The organism is Acinetobacter stercoris, from assembly GCF_900323515.1.
GTDB classification, from domain to species: domain Bacteria; phylum Pseudomonadota; class Gammaproteobacteria; order Pseudomonadales; family Moraxellaceae; genus Acinetobacter; species Acinetobacter stercoris.
Genome location: NZ_OOGT01000297.1, coordinates 1 through 3,079, shown reverse-complemented (window position 1 = coordinate 3,079; position 3,079 = coordinate 1). Strand labels below are relative to the sequence as shown.

Sequence of the window (3,079 nt, the reverse complement as noted above, 5' to 3'; positions counted from 1 at the left end):
GTTTAATCTAAAAAATATATTGATTTGTGTGCTAAAAATAACAACAGTTTAAAAGATTTATATTTGATTAGGGGGAGGTTGGGTGAATTTAAAACAGCTTAAATATTTTGTGACGGTGGCAGAAGAACTCCATTTTGGGCGTGCTGCCCAACGTTTACATATTTCTCAGCCTCCTTTAAGTATGAGTATTCAACAACTTGAAAATAATATAGGTTTTGCACTTTTTGTCAGGAATAATAAAAATGTAGCTTTAACTGATGCAGGAAAACTATTTTATCAGGAAGCCATAATGTTGCTTCGGCATGCAGAAGATATGCAGCAAATTGGCAAGCGGGTTGCACATGGGACATTTGGGCAGTTAAGAATAGGCTTTACCAGTTCGATGCTTTTCCGTGGACTGGGGGAGTTCGTGCATCAATTTCAGTCCAGATATCCGCATATCAGGATTATTTTAAAAGAAATGAATTCTTCTGAACAAATTCAGGCTCTTAAGCAGGAGTTAATCAATTTAGGTTTTGTACATACACTTAATCAGGAAGAGAATTTTGCTCATCGCTTGTTCTTATCTGAAGCGTTTGTATGCTGTATACCTAAAAATCATTTTTTAGCAGAAAAATCCCAAATTCATTTGGGAGCATTAAGGCATGAGAATTTCGTTCTCTTTCCTCGTTCTGTTGCCCCTCATTATTATGATCAAATTACTGCAATGTGTGTAAATGCAGGATTTAGCCCATATATTGCCCATGAGATTCGTAACTGGTTAACGATAGTTGAACTGGTTGAAGCGGGAATGGGGGTTGCACTTGTTCCAGCTTCTATGAAGGCACTTAAAAAGGATAATGTTAGTTTTGTGGATATAGATAAAAATAATATTTGTTCAGAAACTTTTTGTATTTGGAAAAAAAATCATTCTTCTATTTTATTAGATCATTTTTTGGAAACATTGCCTTTCCCAGCATAATATTAAACTGGATAAAATATAGGAGAGCTAAAAGTCTCTCCTATATTTGTAAATTTCTTTATTACTCTCATACAAGAGGTGTGGTTGAGTAATAAAGTATCATCCTAAAATCAATACAAGTTATTGATTTTAGGCTTTTAGCAAGATTCTTGAGAAAAATAAAGTTTCATCCTATATTATAAATTCTTCTCGTATTTCAAAAAGTAGAAGTAATAAAGTTTCATCCTTTAATATTTGCTATACGATAGTACCTACATCTCTAAAGTGTATTGCCATACTCGCCGCAATCCAACACTTGTTTCTCTTTTATATGATATACACATGGGTAAGATAATATTTATCATTCCATTCTGGCTTTGATGTTGTCCCTCTTTCCACCAATAATAAGCATGACCAATTACCTGTGCTTTCGTCGAGAGAGGACAAAGATAAATATTATGTTTTAAATTTTGTTCTCTGTGATGAATTATAGCTACAATCCTTTGAATTTGCTTAGCTGTTGAAAATGGATCATTTGCTGGTGCAAAGAATTTCCGAGTAGTTAAATCGTTCTCCTTTATTGGTATAATATTACTCGATCTAAAAGCACTCTGTTGAAACATATCAGCACTTAAAGAGGGAAAACCATACAAAGGATAAAAAGTGGCACTTTCATAATCATTAACAACTTGTGACATTAAATCATGATCAAAACCAATAGACATTATTAATGAGTCTTTAGCATTTGTTGTGATTGTAATAGCAGTTCCATCTAAAGCTTTGACTTTAAGAGCCGAGATACTGAAGTGAGTATTTTCGTTCTCAATATATTGTATTGGTTCAGAATAAAGTACACTAATTTTTTTACATCCCAGATACCCTAGAGTAATTATTAATAGAGCTAAAACATTTCTCATAAAGCCTGTACTATCAATACAAATTTTAGTGTTTTCTATATCTGTAATATTTATCGAGGATATTAAAGAGCTAACTTGATCTTGTTCACCAAATTCTATAGGTTTAATTATGCTTGTTGCATGAACTTCTGTTAGTTCTTCATCTGAAAATTGGTATTCTGGATGGATTAGCCAATATTTTTGGGTGCTATTAATTTTGTCAAAAACTTCTTTTACTCTATCACTAGCATTGAATGCAGATATAAAGATATCGAAAGGAGTCGAGTTAATAGGATTATTTTCTACTGGTAGTGATTCCCGATAGAAAATATCGTAATCAATAATACTCAAAATGGTAACTTCCCTTGTTCAGGTAACTTAGCAGTAGATCCAACATTTTGTTTAAGGTTCGTATCTAATTGATCTATATGTATAGAATTCCATTTCCGTTTAACTCTGTTCAGATGTTCATCAAAGCTTGTATTTTCAGGATCAAAAATAGCATTTAGAATATCAGCATTTAGAGTTAGATCTCCACGATATACTACAGGCAAATTCCATAAAGGTGATAGCATCGGGTTGAGTTTAATAAGTTTGTGTAATTGTTTTGAGTTCCTATCTGATCTTGGATCAGGCATTTCTTGGATTAAAGAGAATTCTACAGCAAGATTGTAGACTTCTTTTGCTTCTCTATTTAAATCTTCATCTTTAAAGCTTGCTGCAAGAGGAGAGCTCTCAGGGATATTTAATGCATATCTTGCTGTAGCTAAATAGGCAGCGAATTTAAACATTGCTTTTTTTGCCTTGTCACTTAAAGAACCATAATTAGAATCCTCTTCAGCAAAATATTTAGCAGCTTGATTAATTGCTTTTGTTTGAGTCTCAATATCGATACTCTCTTGAGAATAAAAACTTTTTCCTTCAAAAGACAACAACTCATATATCTTATTTAAGATATTTAATACATTTCTTGGATTTCCAGATGACATTTTGAAAATTGTTTCAAAACCTGCATATGGGATATTTGTCTTATATCTAGCATCCAAGCATATCTGTGCAAATAGATCATACTTATAGTGATTGAATGAAGTTGCATATTTCCCAGTTCGGCGTTGTTCTTTTTCTCTATATATTAAGCTTTCAGAATGAATCTGTTGGGCTATTTCTAAGAAATTAGTACTATTTTTACGTTCTTTGCAAAATCTTAAAATATTAAGTTTTTTTAGGATAAGCTCATCTATAT

General features: G+C 32.3%; 3 protein-coding genes. 1 reads left to right on the top strand and 2 read right to left on the bottom strand.

Features of this window, described 5'->3' with window-relative positions; genetic code table 11:
* Positions 1-82 precede the first annotated feature (82 nt).
* Complete coding sequence (locus KPC_RS18665) at positions 83-961, top strand: LysR family transcriptional regulator (RefSeq protein WP_121975829.1); 879 nt, start codon at positions 83-85, stop codon at positions 959-961.
* Positions 962-1,212: 251 nt separating this feature from the next.
* Here KPC_RS18665 and KPC_RS18660 read toward each other — a convergent pair whose 3' ends face one another.
* Positions 1,213-2,187, bottom strand: a complete 975-nt coding sequence (locus KPC_RS18660; protein ID WP_079378922.1) for a hypothetical protein — start codon at positions 2,185-2,187, stop codon at positions 1,213-1,215.
* Positions 2,184-3,079 (bottom strand): ORC-CDC6 family AAA ATPase (locus tag KPC_RS20500; protein ID WP_456049179.1); only part of this gene is annotated, 896 nt, incomplete at its 5' end. The genes KPC_RS20500 and KPC_RS18660, both read right to left, overlap by 4 nt.